Origin of the sequence: Xanthobacter sediminis (genome assembly GCF_043195015.1) — a bacterium.
Lineage (GTDB): Bacteria > Pseudomonadota > Alphaproteobacteria > Rhizobiales > Xanthobacteraceae > Xanthobacter.
In genome coordinates this window covers 40626-63546 of record NZ_JBAFWH010000007.1, presented here as the reverse complement: position 1 = coordinate 63546, position 22921 = coordinate 40626, and the positions used below count along the sequence as shown (strand labels likewise).

At 70.7% G+C, this 22921-nt stretch carries 20 protein-coding genes and 1 tRNA gene; 11 read left to right on the top strand and 10 right to left on the bottom strand.

Translation table 11 applies throughout. The features are described from left to right. The first annotated feature begins 82 nt into the window (after positions 1 to 82). Positions 83 to 1054, top strand: coding sequence for a TIM44-like domain-containing protein (locus tag V5F61_RS11115; RefSeq protein ID WP_393988125.1), 972 nt, complete (start codon positions 83 to 85; stop codon positions 1052 to 1054). A gap of 71 nt (positions 1055 to 1125) precedes the next feature. On the opposite strand, the gene V5F61_RS11110 is transcribed toward V5F61_RS11115, so the two are convergent. Further along, complete coding sequence (locus V5F61_RS11110; RefSeq protein WP_393988126.1) at positions 1126 to 1662, bottom strand: L,D-transpeptidase family protein; 537 nt, start codon at positions 1660 to 1662, stop codon at positions 1126 to 1128. Positions 1663 to 1779: 117 nt separating this feature from the next. Here V5F61_RS11110 and V5F61_RS11105 point away from each other — a divergent pair, with 117 nt between their 5' ends. Both V5F61_RS11105 and V5F61_RS11100 read left to right on the top strand, forming a co-directional pair. After that, positions 1780 to 2466 carry a response regulator transcription factor gene (locus V5F61_RS11105; protein WP_393988127.1) on the top strand — a complete coding sequence of 229 codons (687 nt, stop codon included), beginning with the start codon at positions 1780 to 1782 and terminating at the stop codon, positions 2464 to 2466. A gap of 210 nt (positions 2467 to 2676) precedes the next feature. Next, a complete protein-coding gene (locus tag V5F61_RS11100) occupies positions 2677 to 3195 on the top strand; it encodes a Crp/Fnr family transcriptional regulator (RefSeq protein ID WP_394104038.1) in 519 nt (172 codons plus the stop codon). Between the two features lie 257 nt (positions 3196 to 3452). On the opposite strand, the gene V5F61_RS11095 is transcribed toward V5F61_RS11100, so the two are convergent. The 6 genes from V5F61_RS11095 to V5F61_RS11070 all read right to left on the bottom strand — a co-directional run bounded on the left by V5F61_RS11095 (position 3453) and on the right by V5F61_RS11070 (position 11336). Beyond that, the gene (locus tag V5F61_RS11095; RefSeq protein ID WP_393988129.1) at positions 3453 to 4274 is read right to left on the bottom strand and encodes an exodeoxyribonuclease III; all 822 of its coding nucleotides are present in this window, start codon (positions 4272 to 4274) and stop codon (positions 3453 to 3455) included. A gap of 189 nt (positions 4275 to 4463) precedes the next feature. Next, positions 4464 to 5303 carry an outer-membrane lipoprotein carrier protein LolA gene (locus V5F61_RS11090; protein WP_393988130.1) on the bottom strand — a complete coding sequence of 280 codons (840 nt, stop codon included), beginning with the start codon at positions 5301 to 5303 and terminating at the stop codon, positions 4464 to 4466. A gap of 201 nt (positions 5304 to 5504) precedes the next feature. Continuing rightward, a complete protein-coding gene (locus V5F61_RS11085) occupies positions 5505 to 7961 on the bottom strand; it encodes a DNA translocase FtsK (protein ID WP_445329450.1) in 2457 nt (818 codons plus the stop codon). A gap of 61 nt (positions 7962 to 8022) precedes the next feature. Next, the gene (locus tag V5F61_RS11080) at positions 8023 to 9264 is read right to left on the bottom strand and encodes an aminotransferase class I/II-fold pyridoxal phosphate-dependent enzyme (RefSeq protein WP_393988131.1); all 1242 of its coding nucleotides are present in this window, start codon (positions 9262 to 9264) and stop codon (positions 8023 to 8025) included. A gap of 93 nt (positions 9265 to 9357) precedes the next feature. Next, the gene (locus V5F61_RS11075; protein WP_393988132.1) at positions 9358 to 10311 is read right to left on the bottom strand and encodes a bifunctional riboflavin kinase/FAD synthetase; all 954 of its coding nucleotides are present in this window, start codon (positions 10309 to 10311) and stop codon (positions 9358 to 9360) included. Positions 10312 to 10439: 128 nt separating this feature from the next. Further along, complete coding sequence (locus V5F61_RS11070; protein ID WP_393988133.1) at positions 10440 to 11336, bottom strand: TIGR01459 family HAD-type hydrolase; 897 nt, start codon at positions 11334 to 11336, stop codon at positions 10440 to 10442. A gap of 285 nt (positions 11337 to 11621) precedes the next feature. Here V5F61_RS11070 and V5F61_RS11065 point away from each other — a divergent pair. From V5F61_RS11065 to V5F61_RS11045, 5 genes are all read left to right on the top strand, one after another. Further along, positions 11622 to 11696, top strand: a tRNA-Gly gene (locus V5F61_RS11065). A 322-nt stretch (positions 11697 to 12018) separates the two neighbouring features. Then, a complete protein-coding gene (locus tag V5F61_RS11060; protein ID WP_393988134.1) occupies positions 12019 to 13008 on the top strand; it encodes an aldo/keto reductase in 990 nt (329 codons plus the stop codon). 43 nt (positions 13009 to 13051) lie between these two features. Continuing rightward, entirely contained in the window at positions 13052 to 13792 is a 741-nt protein-coding gene (locus V5F61_RS11055; RefSeq protein WP_393988135.1) for an SDR family oxidoreductase, read from the top strand. Between the two features lie 5 nt (positions 13793 to 13797). Further along, complete coding sequence (locus V5F61_RS11050; RefSeq protein ID WP_393988136.1) at positions 13798 to 15126, top strand: multidrug effflux MFS transporter; 1329 nt, start codon at positions 13798 to 13800, stop codon at positions 15124 to 15126. 2 nt (positions 15127 to 15128) lie between these two features. After that, positions 15129 to 16346: a (R)-mandelonitrile lyase gene (locus V5F61_RS11045; RefSeq protein ID WP_393988187.1), complete on the top strand. Its 1218-nt coding sequence runs from the start codon at positions 15129 to 15131 to the stop codon at positions 16344 to 16346. Positions 16347 to 16373: 27 nt separating this feature from the next. Here the strand turns inward: V5F61_RS11045 and V5F61_RS11040 are convergent, their stop codons facing one another. Together V5F61_RS11040 and V5F61_RS11035 are read right to left on the bottom strand one after the other, a co-directional pair. Continuing rightward, complete coding sequence (locus tag V5F61_RS11040) at positions 16374 to 17072, bottom strand: RibD family protein (protein WP_393988137.1); 699 nt, start codon at positions 17070 to 17072, stop codon at positions 16374 to 16376. A 70-nt stretch (positions 17073 to 17142) separates the two neighbouring features. Further along, positions 17143 to 18213 carry an NAD(P)-dependent alcohol dehydrogenase gene (locus tag V5F61_RS11035; RefSeq protein ID WP_393988138.1) on the bottom strand — a complete coding sequence of 357 codons (1071 nt, stop codon included), beginning with the start codon at positions 18211 to 18213 and terminating at the stop codon, positions 17143 to 17145. 128 nt (positions 18214 to 18341) lie between these two features. On the opposite strand from V5F61_RS11035, the gene V5F61_RS11030 reads away from it, so the two are divergent. From V5F61_RS11030 to V5F61_RS11020, 3 genes are all read left to right on the top strand, one after another. Further along, positions 18342 to 19265, top strand: a complete 924-nt coding sequence (locus V5F61_RS11030) for a LysR family transcriptional regulator (RefSeq protein WP_393988139.1) — start codon at positions 18342 to 18344, stop codon at positions 19263 to 19265. A gap of 251 nt (positions 19266 to 19516) precedes the next feature. Further along, positions 19517 to 19984: a (2Fe-2S)-binding protein gene (locus V5F61_RS11025; RefSeq protein ID WP_393988140.1), complete on the top strand. Its 468-nt coding sequence runs from the start codon at positions 19517 to 19519 to the stop codon at positions 19982 to 19984. A gap of 11 nt (positions 19985 to 19995) precedes the next feature. Beyond that, positions 19996 to 22197: a xanthine dehydrogenase family protein molybdopterin-binding subunit gene (locus V5F61_RS11020; protein WP_393988141.1), complete on the top strand. Its 2202-nt coding sequence runs from the start codon at positions 19996 to 19998 to the stop codon at positions 22195 to 22197. A 79-nt stretch (positions 22198 to 22276) separates the two neighbouring features. Here V5F61_RS11020 and V5F61_RS11015 read toward each other — a convergent pair whose 3' ends face one another. After that, positions 22277 to 22879, bottom strand: coding sequence for a TetR/AcrR family transcriptional regulator (locus V5F61_RS11015; RefSeq protein WP_393988142.1), 603 nt, complete (start codon positions 22877 to 22879; stop codon positions 22277 to 22279). Between the last annotated feature and the right edge of the window lie 42 nt (positions 22880 to 22921).

The window sequence follows — 22921 nt, the reverse complement described above, 5'->3', positions numbered from 1 at the left end:
CGGTGACCCCATATGACGCACATTCCCCTGCGGAATGGCGCGCCCGCGCCGCGCGCGGGGATGCGGCGAGGGAGGATTGTTCGTGGGTATCAGGCCGGTTCTGGCGATGGCGGCGGTGGTCGCAGCCTTGAGCATGATGGTGATCGACACGGCCGAGGCCCGCCGCGGCATGTCCGCCGGCAGCCGCGGCACGCGCACCTATTCGGCGCCGCCGCCCACCACCACCGCGCCCAATCCCGCGCCGCTCCAGCGTTCCACCACGCCCCAGGCGGCGCCGTCCGCCAACCCCGGCGCCACTGCCGCGCGGCCGCAGCCGCGCTCCTCCTTCTTCGGTTCCGGCCTTGCCGGCGGGCTGATGCGCGGCCTGCTCATCGGCGGCCTCGTGGGCCTTCTGCTTGGCCAGGGGCTGGGTGGGCTCGCGGGTATCCTGGGGCTGCTGCTCCAGGGCGCGCTGCTGGCGCTGGTGGTGATGCTGGCGCTGCGCTTCTTCCGCAGCCGGCAGCAGCCGGTGCCGGCCGGCGCCCACGCCCGCGCGGGTGCCCCCGGCGGCGGCCTGGGCAACCTGGGCGGTGGCGGCCTCGGCGGCTTGGGTGGCCTTGGCGGCGGCGCGAGCGCCCCACAGGCCCCGCGCCGCACCGGCCCGGTGGACGAACTCGGCATCACGGCGGGCGACCTCGACACGTTCGAGCGCATGCTGGGCGAGATCGAGACCGCCTTCGGCCGTGAGGACGAGGAGGCGCTGAAGGCGCGCGTGACCCCCGAGGTGCTGGAGGCCATGTCCGCCGAGATCCGCGCCAATGCCGCGCGCGGCGTGCGCAACGCCGTTTCCGACGTGAAGCTGCTGCAGGGCGACATCGCCGAATCCTGGCGCGAGGGCGCGCAGGAATTCGCCACCGTAGCCATGCGCTACCAGAGCCGCGACACGGTGGTGGAGCGCGCCAGCGGCCGCGTCCTCTCCGGCGACCGCGACCGGCCGGGCGAGAGCACGGAGCTTTGGACCTTCGTCCGCGCGCCCGGCGGAGCCTGGCGCCTCTCGGCCATGCAGCCGGCCTGATACCCCGCCCTGCGGCGCCGCCCCATTCGCGGGCGGCGCCCTTTTTCTGCGCGCGCTCCGATCGCGCCGCCTCAGGCGCCGATGACGATCTCCGCGCCTGGCCGCAGGCGCGCGATGAGGCGCCGCATGTCCCCCCGCGCCAGCGCCACGCATCCCTCGGTGGCGCGAAATCCCGGCCGCGCCAGATGGATGAAGACCGCAGAGCCGCGTCCCATCACCCGCGGGCGCGTGTTGTGGTCCAGCACCAGCACGAGGTCGTAGACGTCGTCGTCCCGCCACAGGCGCTCGTGGGAGGCGCAAAAGGGCAGGCGTACCGGGCGATTGTAGAGCCTGTGGCCACTCGCGTCGCACCAGCCGTCGTCGCGGGCGATGGCGTGGCGGGGCAGGCGTGTCGCCGGGCGGGGGCCCGCATCCGGGCGGTAGAGCAGGAAGAGGACGCGCCAGCGGCCGGCGGGGGTGCGCCCGTCGCCCTCGCGCTTGTCGGGGCTGATTCCCGAGCGCCCGATGGCCACCCGGAATGCCCGCCCGCCGGCGGTGAGCACGCCCTGGTGGCGGTGGCCTGGCCTGCGGCGGACGCTCAAACGGGAGATGCCCACAGGATGTTCCATGCCAAGCCCCATTATGATACCAGTAGAAATTGATTTGACGCCTGGAAAATTTGCACCGGGCCTGAGCCGTGCTGTACTTGCACGAACGGCGTGCCCGCAAGGGCACAGGAGGATTCGATGGCCAATGCGTGGAAGATCCTGGTGGTGGAGGACGACCCGGAGCTGCGCGACGCCCTGATCGAGCAGCTCGCCCTCCAGGAAGAGTTCGAGCCCGTTCCAGCGGACACCGCCGCCGCCGCCATCGAGGGCGCGAAGAACGGCGTAGTGGACCTCGTCATCATGGATGTGGGCCTGCCCGACATGGACGGCCGCGACGCGGTGCGCCAGATCCGCAACAACGGCTTCAAGGCCCCCATCATCATGCTCACGGGGCATGACAGCGACAGCGACACCATCATGGGGCTGGACGCCGGCGCCAATGACTATGTGACCAAGCCATTCCGCTTCTCGGTGCTGCTGGCGCGCCTGCGCGCGCAGATGCGCTCCCATGAGGCGAGCGAGGACGCGGTTTTCGCCATCGGGCCATATTCCTTCCGGCCGGGCGCCAAGCTGCTGCTTACCGAGCGCGGCTCCAAGATCCGCCTCACCGAGAAGGAAACCGCCATCCTGCGCTATCTCTACCGCGCCGGGAAGACGCCCGTGCCGCGCGAGACCCTGCTGCAGGAAGTGTGGGGCTATAATTCCGGCGTCACCACCCACACGCTCGAAACGCACATCTACCGTCTCAGGCAGAAGATCGAGCCCGATCCGGCCAATCCCACCCTGCTGGCCACCCAGGCGGGCGGTTACAAGCTGGTGCCCTGAGCCGCTGGGGCGGCGCGGGCGCGGAAACGGATGCGTTGCGGCGGCTTCCGTGCGAGGCTGAAGCCACAGGCCCGCAGGCTTCACCCATGGAGCCTGTGGTCAAGATCGCGCGGCGTTTGAGCGAAACCCACCTGGTGCCCGGTCGAGGACCGGAGCCTGAGGAATGAGCGGCCCCGCGCCGCCACGCCGGCCGCGAGGAGGACGATGCCCGTGGATCGGGAGAACGAGCTGGAAGGCGACGGCGACGGGCCGCAGGAGGATTTCCTGGCGCCGTTGCGTGCACTCGCCATTTTCGCCGCGTTTGACGAGGCGGCGCTTGCCCCGCTCGCGGCGCGTGCCGGGCGCATGGTCCTCGATGCGGGCGAGACGCTCTTCGAGGCCGGCGCGGCGGCCGATTGCGGCTATGTGCTCCTCTCCGGCCGCATCGCCCTTTCCGATACCCGCCGCGACGGCGCGCCGCATGGCGCCATGGAGGTGGGGCCGGGCGCGCTCATCGGCGAGATCGCCCTCATTGCGCCCACGCCCCGCCCGGCGACGGCGGTGGCCCTCGAGGCCTGCGCGCTCCTGCGCCTCGACCGGGCGGATGTGCTGCCGCTGCTGGCGGCGAACCCGCGCGCCGCGGCCAAGCTGCGCCGCGCCTTCGCCATCCGCCTGGAACAGCTCATGAAGGCCCTCGATGGCGTGCGCCTGGAGCTGGAGCGCTCCGGCTCCACGCCGCGCAAGCGCTGAGGACCGCCGCGGCGGCGGCTCGGGCGCGGTCAATCAGGCCGCGGGTTCAGGGGCCTTGGCCGGTGCCGCGCGGGTTTCGTTCAGGCGTCCGCTCGGTTGCGAACAACCTTCATGGAGCAAGCTGCAGAGCTTTTCGTCGGCCCCGGCTCACCGCAACCGCCCTGGATTCTCCAACCCACGCATTTTCCTGGCGTGAGCCGGCGTCCGGCTCGCCAAGGAGACGCCCCGGCCGAACGCTGCGCCCCGGCGCGCCCGGTTCAGGCGAAGGTGAGGGCCACGGGCACGTGGTCCGAGGGCTTCTCCCACCCGCGGGCATCCTTCAGCACGGTCATGGCCTTGGCGTGGGGCGCGAGGGAGGGGCTGGCCCACACGTGGTCGAGCCGGCGGCCGCGGTCGTTCGCCGTGTAGTCGGGCGAGCGGTAGCTCCACCACGTGAACAGCTTCTGCTCCGGCGGCACGAAGGCGCGCATGGTGTCCACCCACCGGCCGGCGGCCTGCCAGCGCGCCATGCGCTCCACCTCCACCGGGGTGTGGCTCACCACGGTGAGGAGCTGGCGGTGGTTCCAGACATCGGCTTCCAGGGGGGCGATGTTGAGGTCGCCCACCAGCACGGCGTGGCGGTCCGGCGCGGCGGCGTCTTCCAGCAGGCGCGGCCATTGCGTCACCTCGTCGAGGAAGGCGAGCTTGTGGGCGAACTTGGGATTCAGCTCCGGGTCCGGCACGTCGCCGCCGGCCGGCACGTAGAAATTATGGATGGTGAGCGGCTTGCCGAGCCCGTCCCCGGCCGCGAGCGTCACCGCCACATGGCGGGCATCGCCCTTGCCGCAGAACTCGCCCTTGGTGACTTCGGCGAACGGCCGGCGCGAGAAGGTCGCGACCCCGTGCCAGCCCTTCTGCCCATGGAGGGCGATGTGAGGGAAGCCCATGTCGCGGATGGCGGCGAGGGGAAACTTGTCGTCCTGGCACTTGGTTTCCTGGAGGCACAGGACATCCGGCTTCAACGCGGCGACGGCCTCGCGCACGATATCGAGCCGGATGCGGACGGAATTGATGTTCCAGGTGGCGATGGTGAGGGACAAGGCGGCAACGGCATGAAAAATGGCAGGGAGCCTAGCCGTAGAGCAGGCGGCGCGGGGGCGCAAGGGCGCGCTGGTGCGGGCCGCCGTGCGCATCGCTGAAGGCAGGCCTTCGTCGCATTCCCTGAGAAGGCCTGTGATGACGCATCGTCATCGATGTCGTCATCCCCTCTGCTGTTCGGGTTGACGCTTCTACTGAAGCATCCGCTCAAAATTAATCACGAACAGGGCCGGGTCCGGGCGCTTGTTGACCTGGGTGTTGCTCAGGGTCACCTGGGTGTCGTAGCCCTGGGGGTCGGTGACCACCCATTGCTTCAGGGCCGAGGTCTTGGCATCGAACAGGATCAGCAGGCGGTAGGTGCCCATCATGGGCACCTGGTGCTGCATGGTCACCGTGATGAAGCGGTCGTCCTGGAAGATGCCGGTGACGGCCGGGTCGCCGGCGAGGTCCACCCGCTCCGCCAGCAGGAAGCGCAGCGGCGTCTGGTTCAGGGGCGTGATGTCCTGGGTGTTCAGGCTGCGGTCGCGCACCGCCACCGACTGGCCGTTGGAAATCAGCTCCACCGGGCTCGGCGGGTCGTACTGGAAGCGCACGCGGCCGGGCTTCTGCATGTAGAAGTCGCCGGTGCGGCGGCTGCCGTCCGGGTCCACCTGGGTGAAGTTGCCGGTCATGGACTGGACGGAGTTGTAGTAGTCCGTCACGCGCGCGATGGTGGCGGGGCTCGCCCGTCCGTCGGGCAGCGCCGGCGTGGGGGCCGCGGCGGGCGCGCGCGCCTCGGCCGTGGGCTTGAAGGGCGCGCCGGGCCGGCGCGGCGGCAGCGGCGCGGCGGGCAAGGCGGAGGAAGCCGCGCCAGACGAGCCGGAAGCGGAGGAGCCGCCGGCCGAGGACTTGGAGCCGCCATCCAGCGGTCCGCCCCAGAGCGAGCCGGGCGGCAGCGCGCCCTGCGCCCGCGCGGCCGAACCGGCCAGCAGCAGGGCAAGGCAGAGGCTCACGGCCATGGCACGCGGGGCGGAAGAACGGCTCGGCATCATTCAAGGTCTCTGAAACGAGGACGGGGCCCGGACGAGCGCCCGCTCAGAAAGCTTTGCGCACGCCCCGCCGAATCCCGCAAGGGCGCGCCGGGGCATCACAGCCCCTAGCGGCAGCCTATGGCGATCCTGTGGCCCTCCGGTCACGGATCGGGGAGGCAACCCGGCGCTCGGGGTGGTGACCTAGGGGCAGGTCGCGCGCCTTTATTCGGCGGCCTCTTCCGGCAGCAGGATCTCGCGCTTGCCGGCGTGGTTGGGCGCGCCCACCAGCCCCTCGTTCTCCATCCGCTCCACCAGCGAGGCGGCGCGATTGTAGCCGATCTGGAGCCGGCGCTGAATGTAGGAGGTGGAGCACTTGCGGTCGCGCATCACCACGTTGACGGCCTGGCTGTAGAGATCGTGCCCCTCATCGCCGAAGCCGCCCTTGTCGAACACGGCGCCGTCCTCGTCCTCATCCTCGGCGGTGACGGCCTCGATATAGGCCGGCACCCCCTGGGCCTTGAGGTGCTTCACCACGTCCTCCACCTCCTCATCGGAGACGAACGGCCCGTGCACGCGGCGGATGCGCCCGCCGCCAGCCATGTAGAGCATGTCGCCCTGGCCCAGCAGCTGCTCGGCGCCCTGCTCGCCCAGGATAGTGCGGCTGTCGATCTTGGAGGTGACCTGGAACGAGATGCGGGTGGGGAAATTGGCCTTGATGGTGCCGGTGATGACATCCACCGAGGGACGCTGTGTGGCCATGACGAGGTGGATGCCGGCGGCGCGGGCCATCTGGGCGAGGCGCTGGATGGCGCCCTCGATCTCCTTGCCCGCGACGAGCATGAGATCCGCCATCTCGTCCACCACTACCACGATGTAGGGCAGCGCTTCGAGGTTCATCTCCTCGCGCTCGTAGACGGCCTCGCCGGTCTCGTGGTCGAAGCCGGTCTGCACGGTGCGCGCGACCGTCTCGCCCTTCTCCGCCGCCTCGCGCACACGGGCGTTGAAGCCGTCGATGTTGCGCACGCCCAGCTTGGACATCTTCTTGTAGCGGTCCTCCATCTCCTTGACCGCCCACTTGAGCGCCACCACCGCCTTCTTCGGATCCGTGACCACCGGGCACAGCAGGTGCGGGATGCCGTCATAGACGGACAGCTCCAGCATCTTGGGGTCCACCATGATGAGGCGGCACTGCTCCGGCTTCAGCCGGTAGAGCAAAGAGAGGATCATGGTGTTGATGGCCACCGACTTGCCCGAGCCGGTGGTGCCCGCCACCAGCAGATGGGGCATGCGGGCGAGGTCGGCGATCACCGGGTCGCCGCCGATGGTCTTGCCCAGGCCGATGGCCAGCTTGTGGCCGGAATCGCCGAAATCCTTGGTGGCGAGCAGGTCGCGCAGCAGCACCTTATCGCGCCGGGCGTTGGGCAGCTCGATGCCGATCGCGTTGCGCCCCGGCACCACCGCCACGCGGGCCGAGACCGCGCTCATGGAGCGGGCGATGTCGTCGGCGAGGCCGATCACGCGCGAGGACTTGATGCCGGGCGCCGGCTCCAGTTCGTAGAGGGTCACCACCGGGCCGGGGCGCACGTCCACGATCTCGCCGCGCACGCCGAAGTCCTTCAGGGTCGCTTCGAGAAGGACGGCGGTCTCCTTCAGCGCCTCGGGCGAGAGGGCCGGGGCCTTGCTGGCCTGGGGCGCCGCCAGCAGGTCGAGCGGCGGGAACTGGTAGTGCCCCTTGCGGCCGGCGGGTTTGCGCGTGCCGTGGCGGCGCCGGCCGCGGGTATTCTCCGCGATCAGCTCGCTCTCTTCGAGCACCGCGTCCTCGCCGTCACCGGGGGCCTCGGCGACCGCGCGGGCGCTCATCCGCGGCTCCACCCGGCCGCCGAGGTCGGGGTCGGAGGGCTCCCCGCCGAGCCGCTCGCGGGCGAGGCCGGCAAGGCCAGACGGGGTCAGGGGCGGCAGGCTGCGGCCGCCGAGCAGCCGCGCCTTGAGCGAGAGCATGGTGTGGGTGATGGCGCCGAGCGAGACGGACGTGCCGTCGTCTTCCTCTTCGTCGTCATCGTCTTCCGTGTCGTCGTCCATGGCCAGCGCGGGCTTGAGCGGGGTGCGCCGCCCGCCGGCGAAGGCGAGGAACAGGGCGGCGGCCGCCACCGTGCCGCCGATGGCCGCCACCAGCATCTGCCCCACCGGCGCCGCCGCGCCGCTGGCGAACAGCCCGGCGATGCGCACGAACAGGTCGCCGATGACCCCGCCGAGCCCGGTGGTGGTGGGCCAGGTGCCTACCCGCGGCATGGCGCTGAGAAAGGCGCAGGCGCCCACAATTCCCACGGCCCAGGCCGTGATGCGCAGCCGCGCCCGGCCGAAGGGCCGGTGGGTCACCAGCCGCCAGCCCCAGTAGACCAGCGGCAGCACCACCGCGAGGCAGGCAAGGCCGAACACTTGCATCAGCAGGTCGGCCAGGATGGCGCCGGGCCGCCCGAGGATGTTGTGCACCGCCGAATCGGTGGCATTGGAAAAGCTCGGGTCCGCCGCCGACCATGTGACGAGCGCGGCCACCGCCACGGCGCCGCCCAGGGCGATGCCGGCCCCCACGATCTCGCGGCTGCGGCGGCGCGCGCCCTGGCGCAGCGCCTCGGGGATGAAATCGAAGTGGGGCGCCTGGGGCTGCATGCGGGTATGCATCACCGCGTCATCGGAGCGGCGGGTGGCGGCGGAGGTCGCAGGCATGGGGCGCAGCTCTCCTTCAGTTCAGCGCGGGGGTGAGGCCGGCGACGAGGCGCTTCAGCACCTCTTCCGATGTGGGAATGTCATGCACCAGGGCGACGCGCAGCCAGTCTTCCGCAGGATTGGTGCCGGTGATGTCGCGGCGGGCGAGATAGCCGCCCGGCACGGTGCGCAGGCCCTGCTCGCGCCACAGCCGCAGCGCCGCCGCTTCGCCGCCCGTGCGCCCTTCGCCCGCAAGGTGCGACACGTCGAGCCACAGGAAGAAGCCACCGCCGGGGCGGCTATAGCCGAAGCGCGCGCCGAGAATGGTGTCGGCAAGGTCGAACTTGGCGCGGTAGAGATCGCGCGAGTGGACCACATGGGCCTCGTCCTCCAGCGCGGCCACCGCCACCGCCTGCAGCGGCTCCGGCACCTGGGGCGCTGCCACCCAGCGGAACGCCAGGAATTCCTTGAGGAAGGCCGCGTCGCCGGCGCAGAAGCCGCAGCGCAGGCCCGGCAGGGAGGAGCGCTTGGACAGAGAATTGAAGGCCACGGCGCCGGTGAAGTCTCCCTCCGCCACCTCCAGGATGCCGGCCGGCTTCTCGGCGCCGAGGTAGATCTCCGAATAGCATTCGTCGGAGAAGAGGAAGGCCCCGTGCCGGCGCGCCAGCTCCAGCGCCCGGCGCAGATAAGCGGGAGAGGCGACCGCCCCCTGCGGATTGGCGGGGGAGGCGATGTAGATGGCCACCGTGCGGTCGAGCAGCGCCGGGTCGAGGGCGTCGAGGTCCGGCAGCCAGCCGGTCTCGGCGCTGGTGGGCAGCACCACCGCCTCGCAGCCTGCGGCCTCCGCGCCGGCGGCATAGGCGGCGTAGAACGGGTTCGGCAGCAGCATGGCCGGCTTCTGCCCGGCCGCGAGCTTGCGCGGCGCCACGAGGCGCCGAGCCACGATGGCGGCCGAGAACAACCCCTCGCGCGAGCCATTGAGCGCTAGCACTTCGCGGTCGGCATCGAGGGGGCGGGCGAGGGCGTAGCGACGTTCCAGCCAGCGGGCTGCCGCGTCGCGGAAGGTGGGCGTGCCCTCTGCGCGCGGGTAGCGGCCGAAGCCGGCGAGGTTGCCGGCCAGCACCGGGCCGACGAATTCGGGCATGGCGTGCTGCGGTTCGCCCACGGCGGCGCTGAGAGCGGGGCGTCCGGCCTCGATGCCCGCCAGGAGCTCGGCGAGGCGGATGAAGGGCGAGCGGCGGTCCTCGGTGGAGGCCGGCGCGGAAACAGGGGCGGGCAAGATGGGCAGCCTCGGCGCGCAAAAAGATCGATTTGCGCCAAGGTGCGCCCGGCACGGTTAAAGTCGGGCTAACTCATGCCCCATCCGCTGGAGCTACGCCTTCTTCAGCACGGCGCGGGCGCGGCGGGCGTCTTCGGCGATCTGGGCGACGAGGGCGTCGATGCCGTCGAACTTCAGCTCCGGCCGCAGGTAGGCGTGGAACTCCACCTCGATCCGCTGGCCATAGAGGTCGCCGGTGAAATCGAAGATGTGGACCTCCAGCAGCGGCGCGCCATTGTCGAAGGTGGGGCGGCGGCCGAAATTGGCCACGCCGTCGTGGTGTCGCCCGTCCGGCGTCACCGCGCGCACCGCGTAGATGCCGAAGGCAAGCTCGATATCCGCCGGCAGGGCGAGGTTGGCGGTGGGAAAGCCGATGGTGCGGCCACGCTTGTCGCCGTGGCGCACCTCGGCGCTCACGGAGAAGGGCCGGCCCAGCATGTGGGCGGCATGGCCCACCTGGCCCGCGGCCAGCGCCTTGCGGATGGCGGTGGAGGAGATGGGGTCGTCTTCGTCGCGCATGGGGTCCACCACCGTGACGGCGAAGCCGTGGCGCCGCCCCGCCCCCTCGAGGAAGGCGGGCGAGCCGGCGCGGGCCCGGCCGAAATGGAAATCGAAGCCCACCGCGATGCCGCTGACCCCGTAGCGCCCCACCAGGATGTCGCGCACGAAGGCCTCCGCCTCCATGGTGGCGAGCGCGTGGTCGAACGGCAGCACGATGGCGCCGGCAAGGCCCGCAGCCTCGATCTGCCGCAGCTTGGCGCCCTCGGGCGTGAGGCGGAAGGGCGCGGTCTGCGGGCTGAAGAAGGTGCGCGGATGCGGCTCGAAGGTAAGCGCCAGCGCCGCCACGCCCTTCTCCCGCGCCATGTCGCGCGCGGTGTCGAACACCGCGCGATGGCCTCGGTGGACTCCGTCGAAATTGCCGATGGCGAGCACCGGCCGCGCCATGCCCGCCGGAAGCGGCTGCGGCCCGTGCAGGACGACGAAGGCGGGGAGGGGTGAAACTGGCATCGGCTGCGTGCGAACCCTGTCTGGCATGAAGCCTTTGGCACCGGCGGGCGCCACGAGGACGGATCGCCCGTGGCGGCCAAAGGCTCTAGGCGCCCGCGTGCCGGCGCGTCAAGGGAAGCGTGTGCGCCTCACCATGCGAGGCGTGGCATCACTCCGCGCGGGTGGGCGTGCCCCTCGAACAGGGCGGCGAGGGAGGCGCTGTCGGGCACTGCCCCGTCCACCGCCTTCAGCTCGGCGGCGTGGATGCCTCCGGCGATGAACAGGCTGTCGAAGCCGGCGGCGTCCGCGCCCGCGATGTCCGTGCGCAGCGCATCGCCGATGCCGAGCACGCGCGCGCGGTCCACCGGGCCGCCGCGCACCGCGTCGGCCTGGGCGAGGGCCGTCTCGTAGATGGGCAGGTAGGGCTTGCCGCAATAGACCGTGCCGCCGCCGATGTCCTCATAGGCCTTGGCGATGGCGCCGGCGCAGTAGACGAGGCTCGCGCCCCGCTCCACCACCAGGTCCGGATTGGCGCAGATGAAGGACAGGTCTCGCGCCTTCATTTGCGCGAGCATGTCGGCGTAGTCGTCCGGGGTCTCGGTATCGTCGTCGAACAGGCCGGTGCACACCACGAGGTCGGCCTCGTCCAGCGGGGCGAGCACCACGTCCAGTCCCTCGTAGGTGCCGAGGTCCCGCTCCGGCCCCAGGTGGAACACGCGGGCCCCGGCGCGGGCGGCCAGAAGGGCGCGGGTGACGTCGCCCGAGGTGACCACCGCGTCATAGCTGCTGCGCGGCACGCCGAAGCCGTCGAGCATGGCGATGATGGCCGGGTGGGGGCGCGGGGCGTTCGAGACCAGCACCACGCTGGCGCCTCCCGCCCGCGCCCGGCCGAGGGCGGCGCAGGCGGCCGGGAAGGCATGGACCCCGTTATGCACCACGCCCCACACGTCGCACAGAATGAGGTCGTAATCGCCGGCGAACGCCGAAAGCCCGGAGATGAGCGGGGGCGCGCCGATATGGGTTGCCGCCGGGGTGCCTTCAGCCATGCCATCGTCTCCCTTGTGTGCGGCGCACAGGTGCCACGGGCGCGGGCGGACCACAAGAGCGCGCGGCGCAGGGCTGGCGTCGCCTCGGCGGGGCGCGGGCGGGCGCCGCCCAACCGGCTGGCCAAGGGCGCGCGGGCCGCCCCGGCCGGGCACAACGCGGCTCCTTGCTCCGCCGCGGCCTTCCGGCCACGGGCATCCGCAATGCTCCGATCATGTCCAGCGTGTGGGCAAATGCGCCTTGCCTCTTGCTGTGGAGCATGGGCCTTGGCTATGGTGCTGCGCATCGCGGGCGTAGTTCAGTGGTAGAACGACAGCTTCCCAAGCTGTATGTCGTGGGTTCGATTCCCATCGCCCGCTCCAATTTTCATTATATCTCAGCGAGATGTGCGCGCGAGCTCAAAGCGGGCTTTGGCGCGTGGGAGCGGCTGGCGTGGACGGGCGCTCGGTCGCCAAGGTCTCGGCGCTTGCGCTTCTTTCGCGCTTGGCCCCGTGATCCGCCATGGACCCGCTCGACGCCGGCCCCTCAGGGCGCCACCTGCCGACGAGACGTGCGGCTGCCGATTGATGCGCCCTGCGTATAAGTTCATGCGGCATTCAACGCCTAATCGTCTGCCGGGGCCCGTCCTATCTTTCGCGGCACCGAAGGCCAGCCTTGGCCCTCGGAGCCACGAAAGGACTGGCCATGCAGAAGCGCACACTCGGCAGGAGCGGCCTTGAGGTCTCGGCCCTCGGCTTCGGCTGCATGGGCCTCAATTTCAGCTATGGCCATGCCCTGGGCAAGGACGACGCCATCGCCTTGATCCGCAAGGCGGTGGAGCTGGGCGTGACGTTCTTCGACACGGCCGAGGTCTACGGCCCCTTCACCAATGAGGAGATCGTCGGCGAGGCCCTGCGCCCGGTGCGCGAGCGGGTGGTGATCGCCACCAAGTTCGGCTTCAACATCGTCGACGGCAGGATGGCGGGCATGAACAGCCGGCCGGAGCATATCAAGGCGGTGGCCGATGCCTCGCTGAAGCGCCTCGGCATCGAGGTCATCGACCTGTTCTACCAGCATCGCGTCGATCCCGACGTGCCCATCGAGGAGGTGGCCGGGGCGGTCAAGGAATTGATCGCTGCCGGCAAGGTGAGGCATTTCGGCCTGTCCGAGCCGGGCGCGCAGACCGTGCGCCGCGCCCACGCGGTCCAGCCGGTCACGACGCTGCAGAATGAATATTCCCTCTGGACGCGCGGTCCTGAGACCAACGGCATCCTTGAGACCTGCGAGGAGCTCGGTATCGGCCTCGTGCCCTACAGCCCCCTCGGCAAGGGGTTCCTGACCGGCGCGATCGGCCGGGACACGAAGCTCGGCGAGAACGACTTCCGCAAGATCCTGCCGCGCTTCACCCCCGAGGCCATCGAGAAGAACCTGGCGCTGGTGGATCTCCTGAAGCGCATCGCCGCCGGCAAGCAGGCGACGCCGGCCCAGATCGCGCTCGCGTGGCTGCTGGCGCAGAAGCCGTGGATCGTGCCGATCCCCGGCACCACCAAGCTGAACCGGCTCGAGGAAAACCTCGGCGCCGCGAACGTGGAATTGACCGCGGCAGATCTTGCCGAGATCCGGATGGCGCTCGGCGAGATCGACATTGAGGGCGAGCGCTATCCGGAGCAGCTCATGGCCACCATCGGCCGTTGAGCGGGGCGCCGCGATCCCACGGGATGAACAAGGGAATGACGCCATGAGCAGCAATATCGCAGGCAAGGTCGTGGTCATCACCGGCGCCAGCAGCGGCCTCGGCGCGGCCACCGCGCGGCATCTGGCGGCCGAGGGCGCGAGGCTCGTCCTCGGCGCGCGCCGGCTCGACCGGCTTCAGGCGCTGGCCGGGGAGCTCGGCCTGCCCGCCGCGGCCGCGGTCGCGACCGATGTCACCGATTCCGCCCAGGTGAAGCACCTCGTCGATACCGCAGTGGCCCTGCACGGGCGGCTGGATGTCATCCTCAATAATGCCGGCCTCATGCCCCACTCGCCGCTGGAGCGTGGCAAGATCGAGGACTGGGAGCGGATGATCGACGTCAACCTCAAGGGCGTGCTCTACGGCATCGCTGCCGCCTTGCCGCACATGACGGCGCAGAAGCGCGGCCACATCATCAACGTGTCGTCGGTGGCCGGCCACAAGGTGCGGCCGGGTAGCGCCGTCTATGCCGCCACCAAGGCGGCGGTGCGCATGCTCTCGGAAGGGCTGCGCCAGGAGGTGAAGCCCTACAACATCCGCACCACCGTCATCTCGCCCGGCGCGGTCCGCTCAGAGCTGCCGCAGAGCGTGACCGAGCCGGACGTCGCCAAGGGCATCCGGAATTTCTACGAAGCGGTGGCCATCCCCGCGGAAAGCTTCGCGCGCATGGTGGCCTTCGCCATCGGCCAGCCGGACGAGGTGGACGTGAACGAGATCCTGTTCCGCCCCACGGCGCAGGAGCTGTGACACCGATGCTCCTGGCGCGATTGGAGGATGCGCGCGGCGAGGATGCCGGGGCGAATGCCGCAGCCCCCGCGGCCGGCACCTTCCCCGGCGATGCGGCATCGGCCAGGGCGGACGGCAGCGACGTTGCGCGCGCCGGGGCGGGGCGGCAGGGCTGGCGCGTGCTCGGCACCCTCAGCGCCCTGATGGGCTTTGCCTCCATCTCCACCGACCTCTACCTGCCCGCCATGCCGGCCATGAGCCGCGCCCTCGGCGCCGATGCGGGCCTGATCGAGCTGACCGTCTCCGGCTATCTGATCGGCTTCAGCCTGGGCCAGCTCCTGTGGGGCCCCGTCAGCGACCGTCACGGCCGCCGCCTGCCGGTGGCGATCGGGATGGTGCTGTTCATCATCGGCTCGGCCGGCTGCGCGCTGTCCTTCGACGCCTGGACCATGATCGGCTGGCGCATGGTGCAGGCGGTGGGCGCCAGCGCCGGCGTGGTGCTCGGCCGCGCCATGGTGCGCGACCTCTATTCCGGCTACCGCGCGGCACAGATGATGTCGACATTGATGACGGTGATGGCCATTGCGCCGCTCGCCGGCCCGATCGTCGGCGGGCAGATCCTGGTCCTTGCCGGCTGGCACGCCATCTTCTGGGCCCTGGTCGGGGTCGGCCTCGCCACGCTGGTGGCGGTGCTGCGCCTGCCGGAGACCCTGCCGGCCGATCGGCGCAACCGCGAGCCCCTCGGCGGCGCCCTGGGCCGCTATGGCACGCTGCTGCGCCACCGCCGGCTCCTCGCCTATGCCGGCGCCGGCGGCTTCTTCTATGCCGGCATGTTCGCCTATATCGCCGGCACGCCCTTCGCCTACATCAGCTATCACCACGTGCCGGCGGATCTCTACGGATTGCTGTTCGCCCTCGGCATCGTCGGCATCATGGCCACCAACCTCGCCAACGCCCGCCTCGTGGCACGCTTCGGCATCGACCGGCTGCTGACCGCCGGCACGATGGTGGCTGCTGGCGCCGGGGTGCTGCTCGCCTTTTCCGCGTGGTTCGGCTGGGGCGGACTGTGGGGCCTCGTCGTGCCGCTGTTCGCCTTCGTCTCCGCCACCGGCTTCATCGTCGCCAACTCCATCGCCGGCGCGCTCGCCGATTTCCCCGAGCGGGCGGGTGCGGTCTCGGCGCTGATCGGCGCCATCCATTACGGCAGCGGCATCCTCGGCTCGGCGCTGGTCGGGGCGTTTGCCGACGGCACGCCCTGGCCCATGGGCTGGGTGATCGCGCTCACCGGCATCGGCAGCCTCCTGTGCATGCGGCTTCTGCCCGTGGGCCGCGCAACGTCTCAGAGGAACGCATGAGCATGAAGACCATCGCCACCGGCGTCGCGGCCGCCGCCCTTTCCGCTACCGGCGCCGAGGCGCAGGACACCCCACGCGCACGAGTGGCCCCGCCCGCCGTCTACGAGGTGGCGCCCGGCCTCGGCCACTTCACCGACGACGTGCTGTTCGGCGAGGTCTGGCGCCGTCCGGCGCTGGCGCCGCGCGAGCGCAGCCTCATCACCGTCGCGGCCCTGGTCTCCACCGGCAAGACGGCGCAGATTGCCGGGCACGTCCGCCGCGCCCTCGACAACGGGGTGACACCGGGCGAGATCGGCGAGCTGATCACCCAGCTCGCCTTCTACTCCGGCTGGCCGAACGCCATCTCCGCAGTGGTCGAGACCAAGAAGGTCTTCGACGAGCGCGGCATCGGCGCCGTCGCGCAGAGCGATGCAGACCGGATCACGCTGGAAGCCGCGGCGGAGGCGGCCCGCGCAGCGACCGTCGACACCGCCGTCGCCCCCACCGCGCCCGCCTTGGCGGAGCTGACCAACCGCGTGCTGTTCGGCGACCTGTGGCGGCGCCCCGATCTCGCCCCGCGCGACCGCAGCCTCGTGACCATGGCGGCGCTGATCGCCATCGGCCAGCCCGAGCAGCTCCCGTTCCATGCCAGCCGCGCCATGGACAACGGCCTGACCGCCGCCGAGCTGGCCGAGGTGCCGGCCCATCTTGCGTTTTATGCGGGCTGGCCGCGGGCGATGTCCGCCGTTCCGGTCCTGAAGCTCGTGCTTGCCGGCCGCGAGGCAGCGCCGGCCAAACCGGCGGGCGACGGGGCGCTGCGCATCATCCGCGATGCCCCCGAGGGTGGCACCGAGGGCTCGCCGGATTATTTCACGGGGCAGGTGCGTATCTTCGGGCGCTATCAGGGCGACGCGCCCGCGCGCATCAGCGGTGCCCTGGTGGCGTTCTCCGCGGGTGCGCGGACCGCCTGGCACATCCATCCCCTCGGCCAGACGCTCTACATCGTCTCCGGCCGGGGCTGGGTGCAGAAGGAGGGCAGCCCCATCGAGGAGGTCCAGCCGGGCGACGTGGTGTGGATCGCGCCCAACGTGCGCCACTGGCATGGCGCCGCCGCCGATGCGGCGATGACGCATTTCGCCGTCGCGGAAGCGCTGGACGGAAGCGTGGTGACCTGGATGGAGCAGGTGCCGGAGCCGGTCTACCGCGCCGGGCCGGCGCCCTCGGGCGGCGCGCGCGACTGACGCTGCCGGAGCCGGCGGGCGCGTTCCCTAACCTGCGCTCACCGCGTAGCGCAGGTGCACGAGCCCGTGCTCCAGCTGCGTGCAGGAGGTCAGCGAAAGCTGCACCTTGCCGGACAGCCCGCCGTCGTCCGCAACCACGACGGATGGGCTGTCCGGTCTGCCATCGAGGGCGGGTGCCAGGAGCAGGCTCAACTCGTCCACCAGTCCGGCCGCGAGGAAGGCGCCGCTGGTGGCGGCGCCGCCTTCGAGCAGCAGCCTGCGAACGCCGAAGATGCGGCCCAGCCCGTCCAGCATCGCCGCGAGGTCCAGCGCATCGGTTTCCGAGACGAGATAGGACACGCCATCGGCTGCCAGCTCGGCGAGATGGCTGTCGGGCACATTCCGCCCCAGCAGCACGACGATATGGTCGCCGTCCATCTGGCCTCCGGCGAAGTGGAGCTTGCCGGAAGGGTCGAGGGCGACGGCGAGGCCCGCAGCGTGCCGCGCGGCCACATGACAGGGGCGTTCCACCACGCCATGGGAGGAGGGCGGGTGCGCGACGGCTTTCGTCATCTCCGCCATGGTCACGCGGCCCACGAGCCAGGCATCGCCCTCAAGCTGCTCGTGCAATTGCTGGTAGGCGGCCGACCACTGGCTGTGCGTGCTGTCCGGGCTTGCGCTCCAGCGGCTCGGATGAAGCCGGCCGTCCAGGGACGAGATCATATGGCAGATGACGTAGGGCTTCATGATGCGGCACCCGGGAGGAAAGGAGCGACACCGCCGGCGGGCGTTCCGCGGCGGTGCCTCTAGGGATGGCCTATGCCGCGGCCTGCGGCGCCGGGAGCGAGGCCATGTCGATCACGAAGCGATAGCGCACGTCGGAACGCTCCAGCCGTGCGAAGGCGTCGTTGATCTGGTCCATGCGGATCATCTCCACGTCCGGCAGCACGCCGGCCCTGGCGCAGAAGTTCAGCATCTCCTGCGTCTCGGCGATGCCGCCGATGGGCGAGCCGGCGATGCGCCGGCGGCCGAGCAGCAGCGGCACGGTGGAAGGCTCGTCGAGCGGGCCGATCTGTCCCACCAGCACCAGGGTGCCGTCCACGTCGAGCAGGGGCACATAGGGGTTGATGTCGTGCTTCACCGGAACGGTATCGATGATGAGGTCAAGGCTGGAGCCGGCGGCCTTCATGGCCTCGGCATCGGAAGATACCAGCAGCCGGTCGGCGCCGAGGGCGAGCGCGTCTGGCTCCTTGGCTCCGGTGCGGCTCAGCACAGTCACGTCGGCACCCATGGCCGCCGCGAGCTTCACCGCCATGTGCCCGAGCCCGCCGAGGCCGACCACGCCCACGCGGCTGCCCGGCCCCACGTTCCAGGTGCGCAGGGGCGAATATGTGGTGATGCCGGCGCACAGGAGCGGAGCGGCCTTCGAAAGCTCAAGCCCATCGGGCACGCGCAGGGCGAACTCCTCGCGCACCACGAGGTGCTTGGAATAGCCGCCGTAGGTGGGAGCCGCGGGCGTGCAGGAGAAGCGGTCGGTGTCGCTGTAGGTCTGGACATTGCCCTTGCGGCAGAGCTGCTCCAGCCCCTTGCGGCACTGGTCGCACTCCTGGCAGCTGTCCACCATGCAGCCCACCGCCACGTGGTCGCCCGCCTTGTAGCGGCTCACCTTGTCGCCCACCGCGATCACGCGGCCGACGATCTCGTGGCCGGGCACCAGCGGGTAGCGGCTCCAGCCCCAGTCGTTGCGGGCCTGGTGGAGATCCGAGTGGCAGACGCCGCAATAGAGCACTTCCATGGCCACGTCGTTCGGGCGCAGGTCGCGCCGCTCGAAGTCGAAGGGGGCGAGCGGGGTGTCTGCCGCGCGCGCGGCGTATCCGGTGGTCTTCATGGCGGTCATCCTTGGCGGTCATCCTTGTTCGAGCCGCCGGCGCCGTGCGGCTCCATGGTAACCTACTCGTGAGCCATTCAGGGAATTAGTCGCCATAAACTGCATGAAGCTATACGCGGAGTTCATGAATGCGGCGCGAGGACCTGGTCGATCTCAACGCCTTCCTCGCCGTGGCCGAGGAGAGCAGCTTCACGCGCGCGGCCGCCCGGCTCGGCACCTCCCAGTCGTCGCTCAGCCACACGGTGCGCCGGCTGGAGGCGCAGCTCGGGGTGCGGCTCCTCACCCGCACCACCCGGAGCGTCGCGCCCACGGAGGCCGGAGAGCGTCTGCTCCGCGCGCTGAAGCCGGCGCTGGAGAGTATCGGTGCCGAGATCGCCTCCCTGAGCGAGCTGCGCGAGAAGCCGGCCGGAACCATCCGCATCACCACCTCCCAGCACGCCGCCGACACCGTGCTGTGGCCGGTGCTCGAAAGGCTCCTGCCCGACTATCCCGACATCCACGTGGAGCTGAGCATCGATTCCAGCCTGACCGACATCGTCACCGAGCGCTTCGATGCCGGAGTGCGGCTGGGCGAGGCGCTGGCCAAGGACATGGTGGGGGTGCGCGTCGGCCCCGACCTGCGCATGATCGTGGTGGGGGCGCCCTCCTATTTCGAGCGGCACCCGGTGCCCCGCACGCCCCATGACCTCGCCGAGCATCCGTGCATCAACCTGCGCATGCTCACTTCGGGCGGCCTATATGCCTGGGAGCTGGAAAAGGACGGACGCGAGGTCCGGGTGCGCGTGGACGGCCAGCTGACCTTCAACACCGTTCCCATGATCGTCAGGGCCGCCGCCTCCGGGTTCGGCCTCGGCTTCGTCATGGAGGATCAGGCGGCGGCGTACCTGGCGGACGGGCGGCTCGTGCGCGTGCTGGAGGACTGGTGCCCGGCGTTTCCCGGCTACCACCTCTACTATCCCAGCCGGCGCCAGCCTTCCGCGGCGTTCGCGGTGCTGGTGGAAGCGCTGCGCTACAGGGAGTCATGGCGCGCCACTCATGAATGCAGCAGATAGCTTCATGCGGACTTCCCCCTCTAATCGCCTGGCGCCGCCCGGGGTAGTCTGAGATCCGTGCTCCCAGGAGCCGTGTGGCTGCGCGTTTGCCAGGAACGGGAGCTGATCTGTGGCGCGGCCCGGTGTGCGGCCGGGGCCATGGAAGGGGGCTTGCCCCACGGTGGCGGATCGTCACGTTCCGCGCCTTCACCGTCCGCGGTGCACTGGGTGCGCGGCCTCCAGGTCCCTCATCTTCAGCTCAGGAGCGCGGGATGGCGAAACTCAACATCAACGGGAAGATCCTCGACCTCGATGTCGAGGACGACACGCCCCTGCTCTGGGTCATCCGCGAACATGCCGGGCTGACCGGCACCAAATACGGCTGCGGCATCGCCCAGTGCGGCGCCTGCACCGTGCACCTCGACGGGGTGGCGACGCGCTCCTGCGTGCTGCCGGTGAGCGCGGTCACCGCGGAGCAGAAGATCGTCACCATCGAGGGGCTCGGCGCCGCGGGGCCGCATCCGGTGCAGGAGGCCTGGGCCGAGCTCGACGTGGCCCAGTGCGGCTACTGCCAGGCGGGCATGATCATGGCGGCCTCCGCCCTGCTCGCGCAGAACCCCCGCCCGAGCGAGGGCGACATCCGCGCGGAGATCACCAACATCTGCCGGTGCGGCACCTATCCGCGGGTGCTCGCCGGCGTGAAGCGTGCCGCCGAGCGCATGGCGGCGAACCGCGGCTGAGAGAGGACGCCATGAGCACACGGCATCGATCGGCCGACCGGTCCGGCAGCACCCCACTCTCCCGCCGCGGCTTCCTCGCCGGCGCGGGGGCGGCCGCCGGCGCCTTCACCTTTGGCTTCTCATTTCCCTTGCCTGGCCGGGCATTGGCCCAGGCCGCCGGGCCCGAGGTCAACGCCTGGGTGGTGATCCAGCCCGACGAGACCGTCTTCATCCGCATCGCCCGCGCCGAGATGGGCCAGGGCTCGCTCACCGGCCTCGCCCAGCTCGTGGCCGAGGAGCTGGACTGCGACTGGGACAAGGTGCGGTTCGAGCTGGTCAATCCCGGCGAGAACCGGCGGCGCGGCCGGGTGTGGCGCGATCTTTCCACCGGCGGCTCGCGCGCCATCCGTGGCTCCAACGACTATGTGCGCCAGGGCGGCGCGGCGGCCCGTGCCATGCTGGTCGAGGCGGCCGCCGGGGGCTGGGGGGTGAAGGCCGAGGCGTGCGTCGTCTCGAAAGGCGTCATCACCCACCCGGTAAGCGGGCGTTCCACCACCTATGGCGCCGTCGCCGTCGCCGCGGCCCGGCTCTCTCCGCCCACCGACGTCACGCTCAAGGACCCCCGCAACTGGACCATCGCCGGCCGGCCGCTGAAGCGCATCGACACGCGGGACAAGCTCGACGGCTCGCTGGTCTACGGCATCGATTACACAATGCCCGGCATGCTGGTGGCGGTGCCGAGGGCTTGCCCCGTCCATGGCGGCAAGCTCAGGAGCTTCGACGCCGCCGCGATCGCCGGCATGCGCGGCGTGAAGCATGTGCTGCGGGTGGACGGCGAGACGGTGGCGGTGGTGGCCGATACCTTCTGGCGGGCCCGGACCGCGCTGGAAGCTCTGCCGATCGAATGGGACGAGGGGCCCAATGCCCACGTCTCCAGCGACACCATCGCGGCGATGCTGCGCGAGGGGCTCACCGCCGAAACGCCCTATGTCGGCAATGCGGCGGGCGATGCCAGGGGCGTGCTGGCCGCGGCGAACCGCGTCATCGAGGCGGACTACAGCTTCCCCTACCAGAACCACGCCCCCATGGAGGTGCTGTGCGCCACCGTGCGCTGGACGCCGGAGCGCTGCGATGTCTGGGGGCCCACCCAGGTGGCCGAAGCCGCCCTCAGCACCGTCGCCGCCACGGCGGGCCTTCCGCCGGAGGCGTGTGAAATCCACGTCATGCGCATCGGCGGCAGCTTCGGCCGGCGCCTGCAGACCGACTATCTGCGCATGGCGACACTGATCGCCCGGCAGGTGCCGGGCACGCCGGTGAAGATGATGTGGACCCGCGAGGAGGACATGGCGCAAGGCCGCTTCCATCCGGTCACCCAGTGCCGCCTGCGCGGGGTGCTCGATGCGGGCGGCGACCTGGAGGCGCTGCACATGCGCATCTGCGGACAGTCCATCGCCATCTATGCCTTTCCCTCGGCCATGACCGAGAAGGGCGATCCCTTCGTCTTCCAGGGGCTGGTGCCGGGCGGCGCCGAGATGGCCATCGGCTACACCGTGCCCAACCTTCTGATCGACTACGCCATGCGCAACCCGCACATCCGCCCCGGCGCATGGCGCGGCGTCAACCTCAACCAGAACGCGCTCTATCTGGAGTGCTTCATCGACGAGCTGGCCCATGCCGCGGGGCAGGACCCGCTCGCCTTCCGCCGCCGGCTGATGGCGAAGCACCCCAGGCACCTTGCCGTATTGGAGGCGGCGGCCAGGGGCATCGGCTGGGAAACCACGAGGCCGGCTGATGGCCGGGCGCGCGGCCTTGCCCAGGTCATGGGCTTCGGCAGCTATGTGGCGGCGGCGGCGGAAGTATCCGTCACCGCCGGCAAGCTGAAGATCCACCGCATCGTCGCCGCCACCGATCCCGGCCACGTGGTGAACCCGCAGCAGGTGGAGGCGCAGGTGGCGGGATCGTTCGCCTATGGGCTTTCGGCTCTGCTCTATGGCGCATGCACGGTGAAGGACGGGCGCATCGAGCAGTCGAACTTCGACACCTACAACGTGATGCGCCTCGACGAGATGCCCGATGTGGAGGTGATCGCCATGCCCTCCGGCGGCTTCTGGGGCGGGGTGGGCGAGCCCACCATCGCCGTGGCGGCCCCCGCCGTGCTGAATGCCGTGTTCGCGGCGACCGGCCGGAGGGTGCGCGACGTGCCGCTAGGGAATGTCGACCTTAGCGCCAGCTGAATTGGTCGGCCGCCCCGCGGAGGAGACGCGGCCGCAGGGGCGCGCGGGCTGATCCTGACCCGATCCCGCAAACGGCCGGTCAGGTGCCGTCCGGGCCCGCGCCGGTGCGGGCATCGATCCAGGCGCGGGTTTCTTCGAGCAACTCGGTGGAAAACGCGGGATCGTCCACGGCCCGCGCGAGGATCACGGCGCCCACCATGGCCGCCCAGCTCCCCATGGCGGCGCGCCGCCGTTCCGCGGCATCGCCCGCCGGCAGCGCCGCGCTGATGCGATCGATCTGCGCGCGCAGGCCCGCCGTCATGGCCGCGCGCGCCGATGGCGTCTGGTGGCGGGTTTCGGCGGCGAGGCACGCCATCGGGCAGCCCCGGTCCGGATGGTCGCGATGCCCCGGCGAAAGATAGCCGTCCATGAAGGCGGTAAGGTCCGCGCTCTTTCCTGCGGCCTTGTCGCCGCTCTCTCCGCCGCTTTGGCCGGCGGTGGCGGCGAAGGCATGGGCGAGGGTCTGGGCGATGAGGTCGTCCTTTGAGGCGAAATGGCCGTAAAAGCCGCCATGGGTGAGGCCTGCGGCCTTCATGACCTCCGCTACGCCGACGGCATCGAACCCCTTTTCTCGAAAGAGGCGGGCCGCCGCATCGAGAATGCGAAGGCGGTTCTGCGCCATCTGATCGCGACTCACTCTCATTTCAGCCCCCACGGGAAGGTCATTGACAAATAGATGATGGCT